Here is a 17,659-nt window from a genome sequence, read left to right as displayed (position 1 = left end):
GAGGGGTTTATTTTTGTATCACCAGCCGCGCCGATAACGTCTGGTTACGGGTGTGTCCGTCATCATGGCCGATGCGTTGCAGTATGCGTTCCGCCAGGGAATACCCCATTTCGCGCGCCGGCGTTGTGGCCCAGACAATAGGCAAATCATCCAGCGCGTTTTCCGGAACGTCGGCAAACGCCCCCAGTGAAATCTGCTGTTCAAAGTAACGATCGACGCCGACCTCGCCGCTCTGGCGACCGGCGCGCATCAGGCCAAACCACGCGCCCATGGCGATCACTTCGTTATAGCAGACCACGGCGCTGATGGTCGGATTTCGTCGTAGCAACGTGGTGATGGCCTCAGCCGCCTGTTTTTGGCTGGTGGCGCACTCCAGCACCCAGTCACTGTGAAACGGCAGACCATATTTCAACAGCGTGGCGCAGTAGCCGCCCACGCGTTCGGCACGGGTCAAAGAGGAGCTTTGCCCGCCTAACCAGGCAATACGCTGATGGCCGTGGCGGATGAGATGCTCCGTCAGCAACTGTGCCGCCTGCATGTTGTCGGGGCGCACGGTATCCACGTCGTCGGGATAGCTGGCGCGGGAGGCAAACACCACGGGAATGCCCTTTTCTTCCGCCAACACGCGTAGCGTCTCACTGCTCCCCGCAGCGCCGGCGATGATCACCCCATCGACACCCTGATTCAGTAACATCGTAAAACGCTGTTCCAGCTGTTCGCCGTCATGTCCGCCATGCAGCAGAAAGACCATCCGTCCCTGCGACTCCAGCGCTTCGGTCAAGCCCGCGGTGAGCTCCGCGTAAAACCGGGCGGATAAATCACGAACGATCAGCCCAACAACGCCGCTCTGTCCTCCCCGCAGCGCGGAAGCCTGACGGTTGCGCACAAAGCCCAGTTCTTCGATCGCCGCATTGACGCGCTCGCCGGTGGCGGTTGAAATACGTCCTTTACCGCTGAGCACCAGCGAAACCGTACTGACCGACACCCCCGCCGCCAGCGCCACATCGTGGATAGTGATTTTTTTGGCTATAGCCATGGAAACAACAAACTCCCCTGCTAACGTGACAGATAAAACGTTTTATCAATCACTTATATTTATACGCCCTATTATCCTTCGATAATGTGACTTTCGCCGCACTAAAATAAGGTAAAACGTTTTATCTTTCCGCTCAAATTTACGCGTTACCGATGGATTTTCACAAGGAGTCGTTAGATGACGGCAAAAACAGCACCCAAAATCACGTTATGGGAATTTTTCCAGCAGTTGGGCAAAACCTTCATGCTGCCCGTCGCTTTACTGTCGTTTTGCGGCATTATGCTGGGCATCGGCAGTTCGCTAAGCAGCCACGATGTGCTCACTTTGCTTCCGGCGTTGGGCAATCCGGTCCTGCAGGCGATCTTCACCTGGATGAGCAAAGTCGGTTCATTCGCCTTTAGCTTCCTGCCGGTCATGTTCTGCATCGCGATTCCTTTAGGTCTGGCGCGCGAAAACAAAGGCGTCGCCGCGTTCGCCGGTTTTGTCGGCTATGCGGTGATGAACCTTGCAGTTAACTTCTGGCTAACCGCAAAAGGCATTCTGCCCGCCACCGACCCGGCGGTGCTGAAAGCCAATAACATCCAGAATATCCTCGGGATCCCGTCCATCGACACCGGGATCCTCGGCGCGGTCATCGCCGGTATTATCGTCTGGATGCTGCACGAACGTTTTCACAATATTCGTCTGCCGGATGCGCTGGCATTCTTCGGCGGGACCCGCTTTGTGCCGATTATCTCTTCCGTGGTTATGGGCCTGGTGGGTCTGGTCATTCCACTGGTTTGGCCGGTATTTGCGATGGGCATCAGCGGACTCGGTCATATGATTAACAGCGCGGGCGACTTTGGCCCCATGTTGTTTGGTACTGGCGAACGTCTGCTGTTACCGTTTGGTTTACATCACATTCTGGTTGCGCTGATTCGCTTTACCGACGCAGGCGGTACCCAGGAAGTGTGCGGTCATACGGTGAGCGGCGCCCTGACTATCTTCCAGGCGCAGTTGAGCTGCCCTACCACACAGGGGTTCTCTGAAAGCGCAACCCGCTTCCTCTCACAGGGTAAAATGCCCGCGTTTCTTGGTGGCTTACCGGGAGCCGCATTAGCGATGTATCACTGCGCCCGGCCTGAAAATCGCCATAAAATCAAAGGACTGTTGATTTCTGGCCTGATCGCGTGCGTCGTGGGCGGCACCACGGAACCGCTGGAATTTTTATTCCTGTTCGTTGCGCCGGTACTGTATGTGATTCACGCGTTACTGACGGGTCTGGGTTTCACCATTATGTCGGTGCTGGGCGTGACCATCGGTAACACTGACGGCAATATTATCGATTTTGTCGTGTTTGGTATTCTGCACGGCCTGTCGACCAAGTGGTATCTGGTGCCAGTGGTAGCCGCTATCTGGTTCGCGGTGTACTACGTCATTTTCCGCTTCGCCATCACCCGTTTTAATCTGAAAACGCCGGGTCGCGACAGTGACATCGCCAGCACGATAGAAAAAGCCGTTGCCGGCGCGCCGGGTAAATCGGGCTATAATGTGCCAGCCATTCTGGCGGCGCTGGGCGGTGCCGATAATATCGTCAGCCTCGATAACTGCATTACCCGCCTGCGTCTGTCGGTGAAGGATATGTCGCTTGTGAACGTCCAGGCGCTCAAGGACAACCGCGCCATTGGGGTGGTTCAGTTGAATCAGCATAATTTGCAGGTGGTCATTGGTCCGCAGGTTCAGTCGGTGAAAGACGAAATGGCGGGTCTGATGAATACCGTTCAGGCATAAGGGCTACGCTATGTTCGATTTTTCAACCGTTGTTGACAGGCATGGAACCTGGTGCACCCAATGGGATTACGTTGCCGACCGTTTTGGTTCTGCCGATCTGCTGCCGTTTACCATTTCCGATATGGATTTCGCGACGGCGCCCTGTATCCTGGAGGCGCTGCACCAGCGCCTCACTCACGGCGTACTGGGCTACAGCCGCTGGCAAAATGATGCGTTTCTCGGCGCCATCGCCTCCTGGTTCGATCAACGACACAACACCGAGATCGACACCGGTTCGCTGGTGTATGGCCCCTCGGTGATCTATATGGTGTCGGAATTAATTCGCCAGTGGTCCGCGCCGGGTGACGGCGTGGTTGTCCATACGCCTGCCTATGACGCTTTTTACAAAGCTATAGAGGGCAATCAGCGCACCGTGATTCCCGTCGCCCTGGAAACCCCCCGTGCGGGATGGATCTGCGACCGGGATAAACTGGAAGCGGCGCTGGCGCGACCGGAGAGTAAAATTCTGTTGCTGTGCAGCCCGCACAACCCGACCGGTAAAGTCTGGACGCGCGGTGAACTGGAGATCATGGCGGCGCTGTGCGAGCGCCACGGCGTTCGGGTTATTTCCGATGAAATTCATATGGACATGGTGTGGGGAGAACAGCCGCACATTCCCTGGTGCAACGTGGCGAGCGGCAACTGGGCGCTGTTTACCTCCGGCTCGAAGAGCTTCAATATTCCGGCGCTTACTGGCGCGTATGGCCTGATACAAGATGAACAGAGCCGCACTCGTTATCTCAATGCGCTAAAAGGTCGCGATGGTCTGTCGTCGCCTGCCGTCCTGGCGCTGACCGCGCACATCGCAGCCTACGAGCAAGGCGCGCCCTGGCTGGATGCGCTTCGCGGTTACCTGAAGGATAATTTGCGTTATGTTGCCGATACGCTTAACGGCGCCTTTCCGGAACTGGCCTGGCAACCGCCGCAGTCAACGTATCTGGCGTGGATCGATCTGCGTTCGCTGAAGATTGATGATCATGCGTTGCAGTCTGCGCTTATTCATCAGCAAAAAATCGCCATTATGCCCGGCTTCACCTATGGCGATGAGGGTCGCGGCTTTGTGCGTTTAAATGCCGGTTGCCCGCGTTCGAAACTTGAACAAGGCGTCTCCGGTCTGATAAAGGCGATTCGTTCCGTCCGCTAACGCACCGTTGCGCAATGAAATTAATCATTGCGCAACATAGCTTTTCACCGGGATTTGTTTTTATAATAGCGCGCACTTTTCTATTCAAATAATGAGTGCGACCATGATTGATACTTCCCTGCCGTTAACTGACATTCATCGCCACCTGGATGGCAACATCCGCGCCCAGACCATCCTCGACCTTGGTCGCCAGTTCAATTTGACGCTTCCAGCCCAGACGCTCGACACGCTGATCCCCCATGTTCAGGTGACCGCGACGGAACCCGATCTGGTCAGTTTCCTCTCTAAGCTGGACTGGGGAGTCAAAGTATTAGGCTCCCTGGAGGCCTGCCGCCGCGTGGCGTTCGAGAACATTGAAGATGCCGCCCGAAATGGCCTGCACTACGTTGAACTGCGATTTTCTCCGGGTTATATGGCCATGACGCATAACCTCCCGATCGCGGGCGTGGTGGAAGGGGTCATCGCGGGTGTACGCGAAGGTTGCGAAGCCTTCGGCGTGTCGGCGCGTTTGATTGGCATCATGAGCCGCACTTTTGGCGAAGCCGCCTGTTTGCAAGAGCTCGAGGCGCTTCTGGCGCACCGCGATCAGATCACCGCGCTGGATCTCGCTGGAGATGAACTGGGCTTTCCGGGCAGTTTGTTCCTGTCGCATTTTAACCGGGCCCGTGACGCCGGGTGGCGCATTACCGTTCATGCGGGAGAAGCCGCGGGCCCGGAAAGCATCTGGCAGGCAATTCGTGAGCTGGGCGCAGAGCGCATCGGACACGGCGTGAAAGCCGTTGAGGATCCTGCGTTGATGGACTTTCTTGCGGAGCAGCGCATCGGAATTGAGTCCTGCCTGACATCAAATATACAGACCAGCACCGTGGCATCGCTGGCGGCGCATCCGCTGAAAACTTTCCTTGAGCACGGCGTACTGGCCAGTCTGAACACGGACGATCCGGCAGTACAGGGCGTAGATATTATTCATGAGTATACCGTCGCGGCGCCGGCTGCGGGTCTGACGCGCGAACAGATTCGCCAGGCGCAGATCAACGGTCTGGAAATCGCTTTTCTGAGTGCGCAGGAAAAACAGGCGCTGCGCGAAAAAGTGGCGGCAGCGTAAAGGACGGTGCCGGATGGCGGTGATGCCTTATCCGGCCTACTGCATAAGCCTGCCCGGCGGGCGATAGCGCCGCCGGGCAGATAGATCTTACGTCAGACTCAGCGTCGAACGGTGTTTAGCCGACTCAATACCAAGCTCAATCAATTCCATAATCTGAATCGCCTGGCTTGCAGGTACCGGGTTTTCTCCATTACCGTTCAGCGCGTCGCGGATCCCGGCGTAATACGCCGGATAATTCCCCGGAACGGTCAGCCAGGTCTCTTCGACGCGCGTTTCGCCTTCCACGCGGGTAAGCACGCCGTCGCGCATGTCGTAGCCCCAGTCTTCCTGTGGCAGACGCTCGCCGTTTTTCAGCCGCTCTTCCTGCGGGTCAAGGCCATATTTCACATAGCTCCCCCGCGAACCGTGTACGATATAGCGCGCCGATTCCGCCGCTGCCAGCATCGTTCCATGCAAAATCACCCGCCGCTGGGGATAAGAGAGCGTGGCGTGAAAATAGTCGGTTGACTGCGCCCCCGGACGCAGTTGCGCCAGATCGACGGTCATACTGACCGGCAAACCAAACAGGTTGATTGCCTGATCCAGCAGATGCGGCGCCAGATCGTACCAGATACCGCTACCTGGCCCGCCCTGTTCGCGCCAGCGATCGCGGACCTGCGGGCGGAAGCGGTCAAAGTGAGACTCAAAATAGGCCACTTCCCCCAGCACGCCCTCTGACAGCATCGCTTTCAGGGTCAGAAAATCGCTGTCCCAACGGCGGTTATGAAAGACGGAAAGCACCCGTCCAAAGCTGCGCGCCAGCGCATCCAGTTCGCGAGCTTGTGACAGTGTCACGGTAAAAGGCTTATCAACCACCACGTGCTTACCGGCTTCCAGTGCGGCTTTCGCCAGCGGGAAATGGGTGTCGTTAGGGGTGGGAATGACAATCAGGTCAATATTGGGGTCGTTAAACAAATGCTTTGGCTCAGAGACAACGGCCACGGCAGGCCAGTCCGCCTTCACCTTGGCTGCATCGCTGCTGGAAATGACGGCCAGTTCCAGACCGGGTGTACCATCAATTAACGGCGCGTGGAACGTCTTGCTGGCGTATCCATAGCCAATCAATCCTACGCGGATATTGTCACTCATCATGTTGCCTCTCGTTTCAGTCTGTGACCATTTCACACTATCCATAATCGTCTAACAATAGTTTACTTCGCCCCGCAGCAGAAAGGCGAAGAGTTAACTTAAGTCAAACAACCGTCATTTAAGCGCCGTCCGGGGTAATAAAGTGACTGAAACCGTTCCCGAAACCCTTGCTGGCTTAACTTTCGCTAAGTAAAATTCGCCGTCTGTGTTTAAGGATAAATCAAAGCAAATGTCGTCAGTGATCAATCGTATTATCGAATTAACGGGTTGGGTGGTTCTTGCATTTTCCGTGGTGCTGCTGGGCGTGGCTAATCATATTGATAATTACCAGCCGCCAGAGCAAACCGCAGTCGTTCAGAAAAAATGATGCTCTCCCGCCAGGCGGCTTGCGTCGTCTGGCGTTCAGCAACGGGCTTCTAAATACAGAAAAGGCTGAAAAAGTATCTGAAAAAGGTAAATCTGCCGCTTACCGCGCCTGCGCATATTGCCAGTTTCAATGAAGCAGGATAACCTTCTGGCCAGTGCCGTCTGGCACAGCTTTAGCTGTTAAGAAATCACTTATTTTGCATTGGTATCCCGGGCGAGCTGGTCAGGGATCGTTTGTTTATTTTTTTTACGTTCGCAACTCAATAGGCATTATTTTTATATTAGGGATCCCTGTTTATGACCGTTCAGGATTATTTATTAAAATTCCGCAAAATTAGTTCACTTGAAAGTCTGGAAAAGTTGTTCGACCATCTCCATTACACGCTTACCGACGATCGGGACATCATCAATATGTATCGCGCTGCCGATCACCGTCGCGCGGAATTGGTATCCGGCGGTCGACTGTTTGATGTGGGTCAGGTGCCAAAGTCCGTCTGGCGTTACGTCCAATAAGAAAGTAGCGCTTGCCAGCAAAAGCTTTATAATAACCGCCCCAAAAAGAACGGTACGTCTGGCAATTCCGGAGATTTTATGACCACAACCCCGGCACAACGCATTGGAGGCTGGTTACTTGGCCCACTGGCCTGGCTTTTAGTCGCGTTGTTAAGTGCTTCGCTGGCCCTTTTTCTTTACGCTACGGCGCTCGCAACGCCGCAAACGTTCAGAATGTTGTCAGAACAAAGCGGGGGCAATCTGGTTTTATGGGGCGTTTCTTTTCTTACCGCGATCGCCATGTGGTATTACACCCTGTGGTTGACGATTGCTTTCTTTAAGCGCAGACGTTGTGTGCCAAAGCACTATATTGTCTGGTTGCTGGTGTCGGTTTTGCTGGCGATCAAATCCTTTGCCTTTTCGCCCGTGCCCGATGCTCTTGCCGTACGTCAACTGCTGTTTCCGCTGTTGGCGGCAGCACTGCTGGTGCCCTATTTCAAACGCTCTGCGCGCGTGAAATCGACTTTCGTGAACCCGTAATAACCATACAGTTAACCTGTTGTCGCCTGCTGTAGATTGTCAGATAATAGGCGGCTTTTTTATTTCAGGCCGAAATATGACTGATTACCTGCTGCTGTTTATCGGAACTGTGCTGGTCAATAACTTTGTACTGGTGAAGTTTCTGGGGCTTTGTCCGTTTATGGGGGTGTCCAAAAAACTGGAAACCGCCATGGGGATGGGCCTCGCAACGACATTCGTGATGACCCTGGCCTCGATCTGCGCATGGCTGATTGATACCTGGATCCTGATTCCGCTCAATCTGATTTATCTGCGCACGCTGGCCTTTATTCTGGTTATCGCGGTTGTTGTCCAGTTCACCGAAATGGTGGTGCGTAAGACCAGCCCGGCGCTTTATCGCCTGTTGGGGATTTTCTTACCGTTGATCACCACCAACTGTGCCGTACTGGGCGTCGCGCTGCTGAATATCAACCTTGGTCACACTTTTTTGCAGTCGGCGCTGTACGGATTTTCCGCCGCCGTCGGTTTTTCGTTGGTCATGGTGCTGTTTGCCGCCATTCGCGAGCGCCTCGCCGTGGCGGATGTCCCTGCCCCCTTTCGCGGTAACGCGATTGCGCTGATCACGGCAGGGTTAATGTCTCTGGCCTTTATGGGCTTTAGTGGTTTGGTGAAGTTGTAATGAATGCTTTCTGGATTGCCGTTGCCGCCTTGAGCCTGCTGGGCCTGGTGTTCGGCGCCATTCTGGGCTATGCCTCCCGCCGCTATGCGGTGGAAGATGATCCGGTCGTCGAAAAAATTGATGAAATTTTACCGCAAAGCCAGTGTGGGCAGTGCGGTTACCCCGGCTGTCGTCCCTACGCGGAAGCTATTGGTAGCCAAGGTGAGAAAATCAACCGCTGTGCGCCCGGCGGCGAAGCGGTGATGCTTAAAATCGCTGAATTGTTGAATGTCGATCCGCAGCCGATAGACGGCGATGAACAGGCCATTGCGCCTGTGCGTATGCTGGCCGTAATTGATGAAGCCAACTGTATCGGCTGCACGAAGTGCATTCAGGCCTGCCCTGTTGACGCGATTGTCGGTGCGACGCGCGCCATGCACACGGTGATGAGCGATCTCTGTACCGGCTGCAATCTCTGCGTCGATCCTTGCCCGACACAGTGTATCGAACTGCGCCCGGTCGCCGAGACGCCTGACAGTTGGAAGTGGGATTTAAACACGATCCCCGTGCGCATTATCCCCGTGGAACAACATGCTTAAGTTATTCTCTGCTTTCAGAAAAAATAAGATCTGGGATTTCGATGGCGGTATTCATCCGCCAGAAATGAAATCGCAGTCCAACGGAACGCCGCTGCGTCAGGTCCCCCTGGCGCAGCGCTTCGTTATTCCCCTAAAACAGCACATTGGCGCCGAGGGCGAACTGTGCGTTGCTGTCGGTGAGCACGTATTGCGGGGACAGCCGTTAACCCGTGGGCGCGGAAAAATGCTGCCGGTACATGCGCCCACCTCCGGTACGATAGCGGCAATTGCCCCGCACTCCACCGCCCATCCCTCCGCCCTCGCTGAACTGAGCGTGATCATCGATGCCGACGGCGAAGACCGCTGGATTGAGCGTGATGGTTGGTCGGATTACACCTCGCATAGTCGCGAAGAATTAATCACCCGCATCCACCAGTATGGCGTTGCGGGTCTTGGCGGCGCGGGCTTCCCAACCGGCGTAAAACTGCAGGGCGGCGGCGATAAAATCGAAACGCTGATCGTCAACGCGGCGGAATGTGAACCTTACATTACCGCTGACGATCGCCTGATACAGGACTGTGCCGCGCAGGTCGTCGAGGGGATCCGCATCCTTGCGCATATCCTCCAGCCACGCGAGGTTCTGATTGGTATTGAAGATAACAAACCGCAGGCCATTTCGATGTTGCGCGCCGTGTTGGCCGACGCTCATGACATCTCCCTGCGCGTGATCCCCACTAAATATCCCTCAGGCGGCGCGAAACAACTTACCCAGATCCTGACCGGCAAACAGGTGCCCCACGGCGGTCGTTCTTCCGATATCGGCGTGCTGATGCAAAACGTTGGTACCGCCTATGCCGTTAAACGTGCGGTAATTGATGGTGAACCCATTACCGAACGCGTGGTGACGCTGACAGGCGAAGCCGTCAGTCGCCCCGGCAACGTCTGGGCGCGACTGGGTACGCCGGTGCGTCATCTTCTGAACGACGCGGGATTCTGCCCTTCAGCCGATCAAATGGTGATCATGGGCGGCCCGCTAATGGGCTTCACTCTGCCCTGGCTCGATGTGCCGGTGGTCAAAATCACTAACTGTCTGCTGGCGCCTTCCGCAACCGAAATGGGCGAACCCCAGGAAGAAAAAGGCTGTATTCGCTGCAGCGCCTGTGCGGACGCCTGCCCGGCCGATCTACTGCCGCAACAGCTTTACTGGTTCAGTAAAGGGCAGCAGCATGATAAAGCCACCGCGCACAACATTGCTGACTGCATTGAATGCGGCGCCTGCGCATGGGTATGCCCGAGCAATATTCCTCTGGTGCAATATTTCCGTCAGGAAAAAGCCGAACTGAACGCCATAAGCCAGGAAGAAAAACGGGCGGCGGAAGCCAAAGCGCGATTTGAAGCACGTCAGGCGCGTCTGGAACGCGAAAAAGCGGCACGCCTTGAGCGCCATAAAAAAGCGGCGGTCCAGCCAGCGGCGAAAGACCAGGACGCCATCGCTGCAGCCCTTGCGCGAGTGAAACAAAAACAAGCTCAGGCAACTCAGCCGGTTATCATCCAGGCCGGGGAAAAACCGGATAACAGCGCGGTCATTGCCGCCCGGGAAGCGCGTAAGGCTCAGGCGCGCGCAAAACAGGCGGAAAATAGTGTCACCACGGATACCGACCCGCGTAAAGCGGCGGTCGAAGCCGCTATTGCCCGCGCGAAAGCGCGTAAGCTGACACAGCAGGCAACGGACCAACAGGCCGCGCCCGCCGAACCGGTGGACCCGCGTAAAGCGGCCGTTGAAGCCGCCATTGCCCGCGCGAAAGCGCGTAAGCTGACACAGCAGGCAACGGACGAACAGGCCGCGCCCGCCGAACCGGTCGATCCGCGTAAAGCGGCGGTTGAAGCCGCCATTGCCCGCGCGAAAGCGCGTAAGCTGGCGCAGCAGGCAACGGACCAACAGGCCTCGCCCGCCGAACCGGTCGATCCGCGTAAAGCGGCGGTTGAAGCCGCCATTGCCCGCGCGAAAGCCAAAAAAGCCGCTCAGCAGCAGGTTGTCAACGAGGAATAAATGGTATTCAGAATCGCAAGTTCTCCCTACACGCATAACCAGCGTCAGACATCACGCATTATGCTGCTGGTTTTACTCGCCGCCGTACCGGGTATTGCCGCACAGCTATGGTTTTTTGGCTGGGGCACGCTTTTTCAGATTGTGCTTGCAGGCATCAGCGCCGTTCTCGCAGAAGCCGCGGTGCTCAGACTGCGTAAACAGCCGGTTCTGTCCGTTTTAAAAGACAATTCCGCTGTGTTGACCGGATTGCTGTTGGCCGTCAGTATTCCGCCGCTGGCCCCCTGGTGGATGGGGGTGCTCGGTACCGTTTTCGCCGTGATTATCGCCAAACAGCTGTATGGCGGCCTGGGTCAGAATCCGTTTAACCCGGCAATGATTGGCTACGTTGTCCTGCTCATCTCCTTCCCCGTTCAGATGACAAGCTGGCTACCGCCACATGAGATTGCCGCGCTATCGCCAGGCCTGCTGGATGCGCTTCAGGTGATCCTGACCGGTCATACCGCCAGCGGTAACGATATGAATAGCTTGCGGATGGGCATTGACGGGATCAGTCAGGCCACGCCGCTGGATACCTTTAAAACTGCGCTGCATGCGGGGCGCTCTGTTGACCAGATCCAGCAATACCCTATTTACCGCGGCGCGTTTGCGGGTGTGGGCTGGCAGTGGGTCAATCTGGCATGGCTGGCTGGCGGTGTCTGGTTGCTGTGGAAAAAAGCGATTCGCTGGCATATTCCGGTCAGCTTTCTGCTCTCGTTAAGTGTCTGCGCAACGCTGGGCTGGTTTTTCGCCCCCGACGCCCTGGCCTCACCGTCAATCCACCTGCTTTCCGGTGCGACCATGCTCGGCGCGTTCTTTATTTTGACCGATCCGGTAACGGCCTCGACCACGAATCGGGGTCGTCTGGTGTTCGGCGCGCTTGCGGGGCTGCTGGTTTGGCTCATCCGCAGCTTTGGCGGTTATCCGGATGGCGTAGCCTTCGCCGTGCTGCTGGCGAATATTACGGTTCCGCTGATCGATTATTACACCCGTCCGCGGGTGTATGGCCATCGCAAAGGATAATCCATGCTGAAAACGATTCGTAAACATGGCATCACGCTGGCGCTGTTTGCAGCAGGCTCAACCGGACTGACCGCCGCCATCAATATGATGACCAAAACGACCATCGACGAGCAGGCCGCTCTCCAGCAAAAAGCGCTTTTTGATCAGGTGCTGCCCGCCGATCGCTATAACAATCAGCTACAGAACCGTTGTTTCATCGTTAGCGCCCCGGCGCTGGGGAAAGGCGAGCACCGCGTTTATATCGCCGAGAAAAACGGCACTCCCGTCGCGGCGGTAATGGAAGCGACGGCGCCTGATGGTTACTCCGGCGCGATTCAACTGCTGGTTGGCGCAGACTTCAACGGCACGGTTTTAGGCACGCGGGTTACCGAACATCACGAAACGCCAGGGCTGGGCGATAAAATCGAACGACGCTTGTCAGACTGGATCACGCATTTCAGCGGTAAATCGATCCAGGGCGCAAACGACAGTCGCTGGGCAGTAAAAAAAGATGGCGGCGACTTTGACCAGTTTACTGGCGCGACCATTACGCCTCGCGCAGTGGTTAACGCCGTGAAGCGCGCTGGACTTTATGCACAAACGTTGCCCGCGCAACTTTCACACCTTCCCGCCTGTGGAGAATAGACCATGAGCGAAATCAAAGACGTTATTGTCCAGGGGTTATGGAAAAACAACTCCGCGCTGGTTCAGCTGTTGGGCTTATGCCCTCTGCTGGCGGTGACCTCAACGGCAACCAATGCGTTGGGCCTGGGACTTGCCACTACGCTGGTGCTGACGCTCACCAACCTGACCGTTTCAGCGTTGCGCCGCTGGACGCCAGCGGAAATTCGTATCCCGATTTATGTCATGATCATCGCGTCGGTAGTGAGCGCCGTGCAGATGCTGATCAACGCCTATGCCTATGGCCTTTACCAGTCGTTAGGCATCTTTATTCCGCTTATCGTGACCAACTGCATCGTGGTGGGCCGTGCGGAAGCTTTTGCGGCGAAGAAAGGACCGGCGCTTTCGGCGCTTGACGGTTTCGCTATCGGCATGGGCGCCACTGGCGCGATGTTCGTGTTGGGGTCGCTGCGTGAGATCCTCGGTAACGGCACCCTGTTTGACGGCGCGGACAGCCTGCTGGGAAGCTGGGCGAAAGTGCTGCGGATTGAAATTTTCCACACCGATTCCCCTTTCCTGCTGGCGATGTTGCCGCCGGGCGCCTTCATTGGGCTTGGCCTGATGCTGGCAGTGAAATACCTTATTGACGAGAAAATGAAAAAACGCCGCGCCAGCGTGGCGGTCGCAACGGAACTGCCCTCTGGCGAAACAGGGAATGCCTCATGAACAAAACGAAACGGCTGGAAATTTTAACCCGCTTGCGTGACAACAATCCGCACCCGACAACGGAACTGAACTTCAATTCGCCTTTTGAACTGTTGATCGCGGTCCTGCTGTCGGCCCAGGCCACCGACGTGAGCGTTAATAAAGCCACCGCGAAGCTTTACCCGGTCGCCAATACCCCTGCCGCCATGCTCGCGCTTGGCGTGGAGGGCGTTAAGTCATACATCAAGACAATCGGCTTGTTTAACAGCAAGGCCGAAAACGTCATCAAAACCTGCCGTATCTTGCTGGAAAGACATCAGGGTGAAGTTCCCGAAGATCGCGCTGCGCTGGAAGCTCTGCCGGGCGTTGGTCGCAAGACCGCTAACGTCGTGCTTAACACCGCATTTGGCTGGCCCACCATCGCCGTAGATACGCATATTTTCCGCGTCTGTAACCGAACCCAGTTCGCGCCAGGTAAAAACGTTGAGCAGGTAGAAGAAAAGCTGCTGAAAGTGGTTCCCGCAGAGTTTAAAGTTGACTGCCATCACTGGCTGATTCTGCATGGCCGCTACACCTGCATTGCGCGTAAACCGCGCTGCGGCTCCTGCATTATTGAAGATCTTTGCGAATACAAAGACAAAGTCGACTTTTGACCGACCGGGGCGTCAGCCCGCCCCGTCATAACCCTCTGTTATCCTCTCCATGTCCGGTTCGTTGCCGACAATCCTATCGCCTGACATCCAGACCCTAATGGAATATCCGGGTGTTTAAACACTTATCCAGGTTAATCATTTTTTTGATAGCAAAAATTTCTATCCAATTGTGATCGCGATCAAACTGATAACCCTATGTAAATTATTTTATTCAATCTGGTTAAATTCAGCTGCAAATGCTCCGATCAAAACTTTTATTGACAATACAATACACTGGCTATTTTTCAGATATTGGCCTATATCACTGCCTTAATCGTCAAATAGCAGAACATATTGCCACAGGTCCCTTTCACGCCCTCCTCATTAGCGTAAAAATCTGCCTTTTTACGATTAAAGAAATTTAACGCTGGATAACATTTCTCATGCCCGATGAATTCACCACTTCAGATATATGTAACAGATTATTACAAAGGACTTGTCTGGAAGTGCAAGATAGTGAACATTACTTGCCGTTTCCCCTCCCACTATAACAATTTCACGGCTGCGTAAGACGCATCACGTGACAGAACACCCCCGTTAATATGGGATGTAAAAAAAGAGGTATAAGTGTCTACTGCAAACAATAAACCAACGGAAAGCGTCAGTCTGAACGCTTTCAAACAACCGAAAGCGTTCTATCTCATCTTCTCGATTGAGCTCTGGGAGCGTTTTGGTTATTACGGCCTGCAAGGGATCATGGCCGTTTACCTGGTTAAACAACTGGGTATGTCTGAAGCGGATTCTATCACCCTGTTCTCCTCCTTTAGCGCCCTGGTTTACGGTCTGGTTGCCATTGGTGGTTGGTTAGGGGATAAAGTACTGGGCACCAAGCGCGTGATTATGCTTGGTGCGATCGTGTTGGCTATTGGTTATGCGCTGGTCGCCTGGTCCGGTCACGATGCCGGGATCGTTTATATGGGGATGGCAGCCATTGCAGTGGGTAACGGCTTGTTTAAAGCCAACCCGTCTTCCCTGCTGTCTACCTGCTATGCCAAAGATGACCCGCGTCTTGATGGCGCATTTACCATGTACTACATGTCCGTCAACATCGGTTCATTCTTCTCCATGCTGGCGACCCCATGGCTGGCTGCGCGTTACGGCTGGAGCACCGCGTTTGCACTGAGCGTTGTCGGTATGCTGATCACCGTTGTTAACTTCGCCTTCTGCCAGCGCTGGGTGAAAAACTACGGTTCGAAACCTGACTTCGAGCCTGTCAACTATCGCAACCTGCTGCTGACCATTGTTGGCGTTGTCGCGCTGATCGCCGTTGCGACCTGGCTGCTTCACAACCAGGAAATCGCGCGCATGGCGCTGGGCGTGATCGCCCTCGGTATCGTGATTATTTTTGCGAAAGAAGCCTTTTCCATGCAGGGCGCGGCACGCCGCAAAATGATTGTCGCCTTCATTCTGATGCTGGAAGCGATCATCTTCTTCGTTCTGTACAGCCAGATGCCAACCTCGCTGAACTTCTTCGCGATCCGTAACGTTGAGCACTCCATTCTGGGTATCGCGTTCGAGCCGGAACAGTATCAGGCGCTGAACCCGTTCTGGATCATCATCGGTAGCCCGATCCTCGCCGCTATCTATAACAAAATGGGCGACACCCTGCCGATGCCGATGAAATTCGCGCTGGGTATGGTGCTCTGCTCCGGTGCGTTCCTCGTGCTGCCGCTGGGTGCGAAATTCGCCACCGACGCAGGCATCGTCTCCGTTAACTGGTTGATTATTTGCTACGGCCTGCAAAGTATCGGTGAACTGATGATCTCCGGTCTGGGTCTGGCGATGGTGGCGCAACTGGTTCCGCAGCGTCTGATGGGCTTCATCATGGGGAGCTGGTTCCTGACGACCGCTGGCGCGAATATCATCGGCGGTTACGTCGCGAACATGATGGCTGTACCAGAAAACGTTACCGACCCGCTGATGTCTCTCGAAGTATACGGTCGCGTCTTCCTGCAGATTGGTGTGGCTACCGCCGTTATTGCAGCGCTGATGCTGCTTACTGCGCCGAAGCTGAACCGCATGACCCTGGACGACAACAACGACCAGAAAGCGTCTAAAACCGCTACCGCGTAAGACGTTGGGAAACACAAACGAGAGCCGCTAACTTTGCGTTAGCGGCTTTTTTTTTGTTCGCTCTCGCACTAGGATACGGTAAACCTCAGTTGAAAGGAGTAACCGATGAAACTGTTCTATAAGCCAGGCGCCTGTTCTCTTGCTTCCCATATTACCCTTCGCGAGAGCGGCAAAGATTTCACCCTTGAAGGGGTGGACTTGATGAAAAAGCGGCTGGAAAACGGCGATGACTTTTTCGCGGTTAACCCAAAAGGGCAAGTTCCGGCGCTATTGCTTGACGATGGCACTTTGCTGACGGAAGGCGTGGCGATCATGCAGTATCTCGCAGACAGCGTGCCGGATCGCCAACTGCTGGCGCCGGTGGGCAGTATTTCACGTTATAAGACGCTGGAATGGCTTAACTATATCGCTACTGAGCTGCACAAAGGCTTCACGCCGCTGTTTCGCCCGGATACGCCAGAAGAGTACAAACCCGCCGTCCGCGCTTTGCTGGAGAAAAAACTGCAATACGTCGATGAATCACTCAAAGAGGGTCAGTGGATTTGCGGTCAGCGATTTACCATTGCCGACGCCTATCTTTTTACCGTACTGCGCTGGGCAAGTGCGGTGAAGCTGAATATGGCGAGCTTAAACCATATTGCAGGGTATATGCAGCGAGCGGCAGAACGTCCGGCCATTGCCGCGGCGCTTAAGGCGGAAGGGTTGAAATAGCCGGACTGGCTGTGTAGCCGGGTATCGCTAACGCTTACCCGGCCTACGTTACGACAACCGCTTATAAGCGGGTCGCGCTGAAATAGTGCTCTGGTCTGGCGATACGATCCTGCGCCGCCACCACCTGCAGTTCATATTCCTGCATTTCCCGGGTCGCGATCATAATCTCATACACCGCCGCGGTGACATGTTCCAGCGCCTGCTGAAGGGTTGCTCCCTGCAACAGTTTTACCAACAGCAAACCGCTGGTGACGTCGCCAACCCCCACCGGCTGGCGCGTGCCGAAATCGACCAACGGACGGCTGATGTGCCAGGCTTCTTCTGCCGTTACCAGCAGCATTTCAAAACGTTCCATGCTGAAGCCTGCGCGCGCCAGATGTTTCACCAGGACAATCTGTGGACCCTGCGCGATTAACTCACGGGCTGCCGCGACAGCGTCTTCTACGCTGTTCACCGCATGTTCGCACAGGATTTCCAGCTCAATCAGGTTAGGCGCAATGATGTCGCTGGCGGGGAGCGCATGACGAACGTGAAACTCAGCGACGCCTGGCGCCACGATGCAGCCCTTTTCCGGGTGTCCCATGACCGGGTCGCAAAAATATTTTGCCGCCGGATTCGCCGCTTTCACCTGGCGGACGATCCCCAGAATATGCTCACCTTGCTCCGCAGATCCCAGATAACCGCTCAGCACTGCATCACAGCGTTTGAGCTGATCGATATCGGCGATACCCTGCACAATTTCGCTCAGATGCGACGGTGGCATAACACACCCCGTCCATTTGCCGTACTGCGTGTGATTAGAGAATTGTACCGTATTGAGGGGCCAGACGTTGGCGCCGAGGCGGCGCATTGGGAATTCCGCAGCGCTGTTGCCAGCATGTCCAAAAACCACATGGGACTGGATGGCGAGGATATTCTTCATTTTTTGCTTACC

Annotated in this window: 18 protein-coding genes; 15 read left to right on the top strand and 3 right to left on the bottom strand. The window is 55.3% G+C overall.

What is annotated here, in order from left to right; all coding sequences use genetic code 11:
• Window positions 1-7: 7 nt before the first annotated feature.
• Complete coding sequence (locus CSE01S_RS00420; protein ID WP_042282827.1) at window positions 8-1,036, bottom strand: Mal regulon transcriptional regulator MalI; 1,029 nt, start codon at window positions 1,034-1,036, stop codon at window positions 8-10.
• A 177-nt stretch (window positions 1,037-1,213) separates the two neighbouring features.
• Between CSE01S_RS00420 and malX the strand changes: the two genes are divergently transcribed.
• The 3 genes from malX to add all read left to right on the top strand — a co-directional run bounded on the left by malX (window position 1,214) and on the right by add (window position 5,094).
• The gene (gene malX / locus CSE01S_RS00415; protein WP_042282825.1) at window positions 1,214-2,806 is read left to right on the top strand and encodes a PTS maltose transporter subunit IICB; all 1,593 of its coding nucleotides are present in this window, start codon (window positions 1,214-1,216) and stop codon (window positions 2,804-2,806) included.
• A 10-nt stretch (window positions 2,807-2,816) separates the two neighbouring features.
• Window positions 2,817-3,989, top strand: a complete 1,173-nt coding sequence (locus tag CSE01S_RS00410; RefSeq protein ID WP_042282824.1) for a MalY/PatB family protein — start codon at window positions 2,817-2,819, stop codon at window positions 3,987-3,989.
• Between the two features lie 103 nt (window positions 3,990-4,092).
• Window positions 4,093-5,094 carry an adenosine deaminase gene (add, locus tag CSE01S_RS00405; RefSeq protein ID WP_042282822.1) on the top strand — a complete coding sequence of 334 codons (1,002 nt, stop codon included), beginning with the start codon at window positions 4,093-4,095 and terminating at the stop codon, window positions 5,092-5,094.
• Window positions 5,095-5,181: 87 nt separating this feature from the next.
• On the opposite strand, the gene CSE01S_RS00400 is transcribed toward add, so the two are convergent.
• Complete coding sequence (locus CSE01S_RS00400) at window positions 5,182-6,222, bottom strand: oxidoreductase (protein ID WP_042282820.1); 1,041 nt, start codon at window positions 6,220-6,222, stop codon at window positions 5,182-5,184.
• Between the two features lie 241 nt (window positions 6,223-6,463).
• On the opposite strand from CSE01S_RS00400, the gene blr reads away from it, so the two are divergent.
• The 12 genes from blr to gstA all read left to right on the top strand — a co-directional run bounded on the left by blr (window position 6,464) and on the right by gstA (window position 16,725).
• Window positions 6,464-6,589, top strand: a complete 126-nt coding sequence (gene blr, locus CSE01S_RS00395) for a division septum protein Blr (protein ID WP_042284684.1) — start codon at window positions 6,464-6,466, stop codon at window positions 6,587-6,589.
• Window positions 6,590-6,885: 296 nt separating this feature from the next.
• The gene (gene ydgT / locus CSE01S_RS00390) at window positions 6,886-7,101 is read left to right on the top strand and encodes a transcription modulator YdgT (RefSeq protein WP_042282818.1); all 216 of its coding nucleotides are present in this window, start codon (window positions 6,886-6,888) and stop codon (window positions 7,099-7,101) included.
• A 78-nt stretch (window positions 7,102-7,179) separates the two neighbouring features.
• Window positions 7,180-7,620, top strand: coding sequence for a DUF2569 domain-containing protein (locus tag CSE01S_RS00385; protein ID WP_042282816.1), 441 nt, complete (start codon window positions 7,180-7,182; stop codon window positions 7,618-7,620).
• 76 nt (window positions 7,621-7,696) lie between these two features.
• Window positions 7,697-8,278, top strand: a complete 582-nt coding sequence (rsxA, locus tag CSE01S_RS00380; protein WP_042282814.1) for an electron transport complex subunit RsxA — start codon at window positions 7,697-7,699, stop codon at window positions 8,276-8,278.
• Entirely contained in the window at window positions 8,278-8,856 is a 579-nt protein-coding gene (gene rsxB, locus CSE01S_RS00375) for an electron transport complex subunit RsxB (RefSeq protein ID WP_042282812.1), read from the top strand. Before rsxA ends, rsxB begins: the two co-directional genes overlap by 1 nt.
• Complete coding sequence (rsxC, locus tag CSE01S_RS00370) at window positions 8,849-10,885, top strand: electron transport complex subunit RsxC (RefSeq protein WP_042282811.1); 2,037 nt, start codon at window positions 8,849-8,851, stop codon at window positions 10,883-10,885. The genes rsxB and rsxC overlap by 8 nt, the downstream gene beginning before the upstream one ends.
• Entirely contained in the window at window positions 10,886-11,944 is a 1,059-nt protein-coding gene (gene rsxD / locus CSE01S_RS00365; protein ID WP_042282809.1) for an electron transport complex subunit RsxD, read from the top strand.
• Between the two features lie 3 nt (window positions 11,945-11,947).
• On the top strand, window positions 11,948-12,568 hold the full coding sequence (rsxG, locus tag CSE01S_RS00360) for an electron transport complex subunit RsxG (protein WP_042282807.1): 621 nt from the start codon (window positions 11,948-11,950) through the stop codon (window positions 12,566-12,568).
• 3 nt (window positions 12,569-12,571) lie between these two features.
• On the top strand, window positions 12,572-13,270 hold the full coding sequence (locus CSE01S_RS00355; protein WP_042282805.1) for an electron transport complex subunit E: 699 nt from the start codon (window positions 12,572-12,574) through the stop codon (window positions 13,268-13,270).
• Window positions 13,267-13,902, top strand: coding sequence for an endonuclease III (nth, locus tag CSE01S_RS00350; protein ID WP_042282804.1), 636 nt, complete (start codon window positions 13,267-13,269; stop codon window positions 13,900-13,902). The genes CSE01S_RS00355 and nth overlap by 4 nt, the downstream gene beginning before the upstream one ends.
• Before the next feature lie 606 nt (window positions 13,903-14,508).
• Complete coding sequence (gene dtpA, locus CSE01S_RS00345; RefSeq protein WP_042282802.1) at window positions 14,509-16,014, top strand: dipeptide/tripeptide permease DtpA; 1,506 nt, start codon at window positions 14,509-14,511, stop codon at window positions 16,012-16,014.
• Between the two features lie 105 nt (window positions 16,015-16,119).
• Window positions 16,120-16,725: a glutathione transferase GstA gene (gene gstA / locus CSE01S_RS00340; RefSeq protein WP_042282800.1), complete on the top strand. Its 606-nt coding sequence runs from the start codon at window positions 16,120-16,122 to the stop codon at window positions 16,723-16,725.
• Between the two features lie 61 nt (window positions 16,726-16,786).
• Here gstA and pdxY read toward each other — a convergent pair whose 3' ends face one another.
• Window positions 16,787-17,647 carry a pyridoxal kinase PdxY gene (gene pdxY / locus CSE01S_RS00335; protein ID WP_042282799.1) on the bottom strand — a complete coding sequence of 287 codons (861 nt, stop codon included), beginning with the start codon at window positions 17,645-17,647 and terminating at the stop codon, window positions 16,787-16,789.
• Between the last annotated feature and the right edge of the window lie 12 nt (window positions 17,648-17,659).

Source organism: Citrobacter sedlakii NBRC 105722 (genome assembly GCF_000759835.1).
Classification (GTDB): domain Bacteria; phylum Pseudomonadota; class Gammaproteobacteria; order Enterobacterales; family Enterobacteriaceae; genus Citrobacter_A; species Citrobacter_A sedlakii.
The sequence above is the reverse complement of the archived record's forward strand: the minus strand, read 5'-3'. Positions and strand labels throughout refer to the sequence as shown.